The organism is Chlorogloea sp. CCALA 695, assembly GCF_003003885.1.
GTDB lineage: Bacteria > Cyanobacteriota > Cyanobacteriia > Cyanobacteriales > Chroococcidiopsidaceae > Aliterella.
Genome location: NZ_PVWN01000132.1, coordinates 1 through 3,407, shown reverse-complemented (window position 1 = coordinate 3,407; position 3,407 = coordinate 1). Strand labels below are relative to the sequence as shown.

The 3,407-nt window shown below is 43.3% G+C and carries 3 protein-coding genes and 1 pseudogene; all 4 read right to left on the bottom strand.

What is annotated here, in order from left to right; all coding sequences use genetic code 11:
• Positions 1-152: 152 nt before the first annotated feature.
• A pseudogene (locus C7B70_RS28160) lies at positions 153-335 on the bottom strand (reverse transcriptase N-terminal domain-containing protein); the annotation flags it as partial.
• Between the two features lie 109 nt (positions 336-444).
• Positions 445-1,716, bottom strand: a complete 1,272-nt coding sequence (locus tag C7B70_RS25295) for a reverse transcriptase domain-containing protein (protein WP_233221157.1) — start codon at positions 1,714-1,716, stop codon at positions 445-447.
• 38 nt (positions 1,717-1,754) lie between these two features.
• Positions 1,755-2,084 carry a reverse transcriptase N-terminal domain-containing protein gene (locus C7B70_RS28155; protein WP_233221155.1) on the bottom strand — a complete coding sequence of 110 codons (330 nt, stop codon included), beginning with the start codon at positions 2,082-2,084 and terminating at the stop codon, positions 1,755-1,757.
• Positions 2,085-2,825: 741 nt separating this feature from the next.
• The coding region (locus C7B70_RS25290; protein WP_199192570.1) for an HNH endonuclease at positions 2,826-3,407 on the bottom strand (582 nt) is incomplete at its 5' end.

Below are 3,407 nucleotides of genomic sequence, written 5' to 3'. Positions count from 1 at the left end.
GCGTGTTCTCTTATTCTTGAACAATTATTGCCGCGTATTAGCGTTTGCAATCTCTCTTTCTGTTCCAGAAAGGGAAATCCTTTTGCAGGCATTGTCCCCTCCACCCCTTGCCCAATCAACTTTATATATTATACTTTTTTAAAGTCTATTAGCTTACCAGCATTTAACTGAGTTACTTGTCGAATTGCCAAGAGTCTTGCAGCCAGTGACTTCAAGATAAGTTTTTGTAGATACTTAGCTCTGCGCTTGTCTCCAACATTCACTGCTTTGTACGCTCGTCTTTGCAGGCGAAATAAATCCCTCCGAAATTTCTTCCAGGGTAGATTCTTCCACAGTTCACTAGCATTGTTGCTGTCGGGTAAGGTTCGAGCGTTACCGCTCTCCCCTCCCCTAAGAACCGTGCTTGAGACTTTCGCACTCACACGGCTCAAGCCTTACTTCAAGCTATAAAACTTGGATGCGCGAATGTACCTGCTTATGACAAGATTTGTGCAAATGCTGAAGGTTGCTTACGTCGTCTAAGCCTCCCTGAACAACAGGTACTATATGATGAGTTTCTAACTCCTCTCCGTTTAACAGGGATTCCCCGCAGATGGGGCATTTCCAATTCTGGGTTTGAGCTACTAAGTAGTAATTACTTCCTTTTGCCCAATAGGATTTCCCCAGTTTTTGGAACCTTTTATCCCAGTATTCTTTCAAAAAGGGGTCATCAAGACTCGCTTCCCCTTTAACCTTTACGTGGCGTTCAATGGGCGTGTACCCTATCTGGTAGAGAGTTTTTTCTATCTCCTTCCCTCTACGGTCATTTGTAGTACAGGCGAACGTCCATCTGTTGCCTTTAATGGTTTTAAAGTAACGCTTCCGAACCCATTTGGTGTTCTTGATGGGGTGTCTACGCTTTGCCCAACTCCAAAGGTATTGCCATACCCAATGTGCGATATAGCTGAAGGTTTCTTTGCTCACTACACCTTTGTAGTAGTTCGCAAAACCTCTAAGAATTGGATTAAGCTTTTTAATTAAAACTTCCTGTTCTACGCCATTAAGGTTACTAACCTCTCTACCAATCCGTTTACAGAAGTCTAGGACTTTCTTCTTGGAAGGCTTGATTAATAGTTTTCCGTTATCATGGCGGTGATTAAAGCCGAGGAAGTCGAAGCCATCTTCCATAGACGTAATTAACGTCTTCTCAGGACTGAGTTCAAGACCTCTTTGTGACAACCATGCTTGGATCAGGTCTTGGGCTGTTTCGAGACTTTCCTTATCTCTAGCCGTGACGATAAAATCATCGGCATAACGTACCACACCAAGTCTTGGATTGGTGGCTTTAATGTAAGTTTCTAAGCCATGCAAGCCAATATTAGCTATTAAGGGCGATATTACGCCGCCTTGTGGTGTGCCTTCTTCCGTTGGGTTGAATTTCACTTGGAAAACAAAACCTGCTTTTAACCATCCTTTGATGAGTTCCTTCTTTGGAAAGTTACCCACTATATTCAATATGGATTCATGGTCAAAGTTGTCAAAACAGCCTTTAATATCAGCTTCTAGTACCCAAGTGTCTCTGCCAGAGCAAGTTCTTATGTAACTTTGTCCTATGGCATCTTGACAACTTCTTCCCGGTCTAAACTCATAGGAATTGGGTTCAAAAACGGATTCCCATTCGGGTTCCAGTGCATTCTTTACTATTGCCTGTTCGATTCTGTCACGCACGGTTGGGATACCGAGCGGTCGTTTCTTGCCGTTAGGCTTAGGTATTTCTACTCGTCGTGTTGGTTGAAGTTTCCCCCATCCCAGTTGTTTACCAGAATCACCCGTTCTTCTGGGGTATTGAAGATTTCTCTATCAAGGCCTGCCGTTGATTTCCCTGTGTTGGTTTGGGTGATACGTCGAACTGACAATAGTAAATTGGCGTAATTTTTTTGCATCAACTTCTGCAAGCTTCTTAGCTTACGGAAATTACCAAGTTTTCTGGCATGAAAGATTCTTTGACGTAGATTCTTAACTACTTTGTTGACCTTACGCCAGTTAATCTGGCTCCAGTCTTCTAGTGGTTTCTTTAGTCCGTTTGTAGACATCGTTGTCTGCATCTAACTTGTCCTCAGATTCAGTTTCTTTGTGTGTTTTCTTTCATATAAGACCCAGGAAAAGTCAGCTTTTCCTTTCGGTCAGGGGCAAATGCGCGAACCCCTATCCAACCCGTTACAGGCTGGCATTTGCTTTTTCTCCCATCCTCTGCCCTCCAAAGAATTCAGTCTCTGTTACCTCGGACTTACTAGAAGTATTCGACCTCTCCTAGACTCTGTGGGGTTTACCCTGTTGTACCGTTTAGTTCTCTGTTCTCTTTTTAGGTGCTATCTATTCTGCGATGGAGGTTGTGTTCACACGATTTATAAAAGACACATCTATAAATCCTATCCATTTACCTTTTGGTCAGAGCCTGTCAGCCTTATTTGGCTCTTTCAATGGATGACGCCGTTTAAACAATAGTTCACTTTCGTTCACCATTAAGAGTATCCCTCTTGCTCCTGACCGTCTTAGGCTGGCGGCTTCGGTTACTTTCGTGGTCTGCACTCCGCCTTTTTCGTTACCTACTTGGGCGTGACCAGACTTCAAGTGAAGTCTTTTACGTGAGGGTAGCGGGTGTGAAACCGCTAGGGAATTGGGTTCCCGTACTAAACGACCATTTCAGGTCGCGCGTGCCTAACCATTCTCTGCTCCAAAACGTGTGTTCTTTGAACCTTGACTCAGTCGGGTAAGGTTCGAGCGTCACCGCTCTCCCCTCCCCTAAGAACCGTGCTTGAGACTTTCGCACTCACACGGCTCAAGCCTTACTTCAAACTAGAAAACTTGGTTTTGATATGTACCTGTTTGTGACACGGGATGTGCAAATGCTGAAGGTTACTTATGTCGTTTAAGCCACTTTGAGCAACAGGTACTATGTGATGGGTTTCGATTTCTTCATCATTGAGTAGGGCTTCCCCGCAAATCGGACATTTCCACTTTTGGTTTTGTGCTATGAGATAGTTGTTACTACCTTTAGCCCAGTAGGATTTCCCCATTTTTTGGTTTCTCTTGTCCCAGTATTCTCTGAGTGAAGGATCGTCTGGACTTGCTTCTCCTTTAACCTTTATGTGGCGTTCAATAGGCGTGTAAGCTATTGGATAGATAAAAACGTTTTTATCTGCTCCTTGGCGACTGCTTATAGAACAAGCAAACGTCCATTTAACTCCATTTATGGTCTTGAAGTAACGTTTCCGTACCCATTTTGAGTTTTTGTTGGAATGTCTACGCTTTGCCCAACTCCAAAGGTAAATCCATACTCTATTTGAGATATATAGCAATCCTGAATCAGTTATGAAAAAATAGGATTTGAAGATATGCTTAAACATAGCTGTTGTTAAAGTACCGTC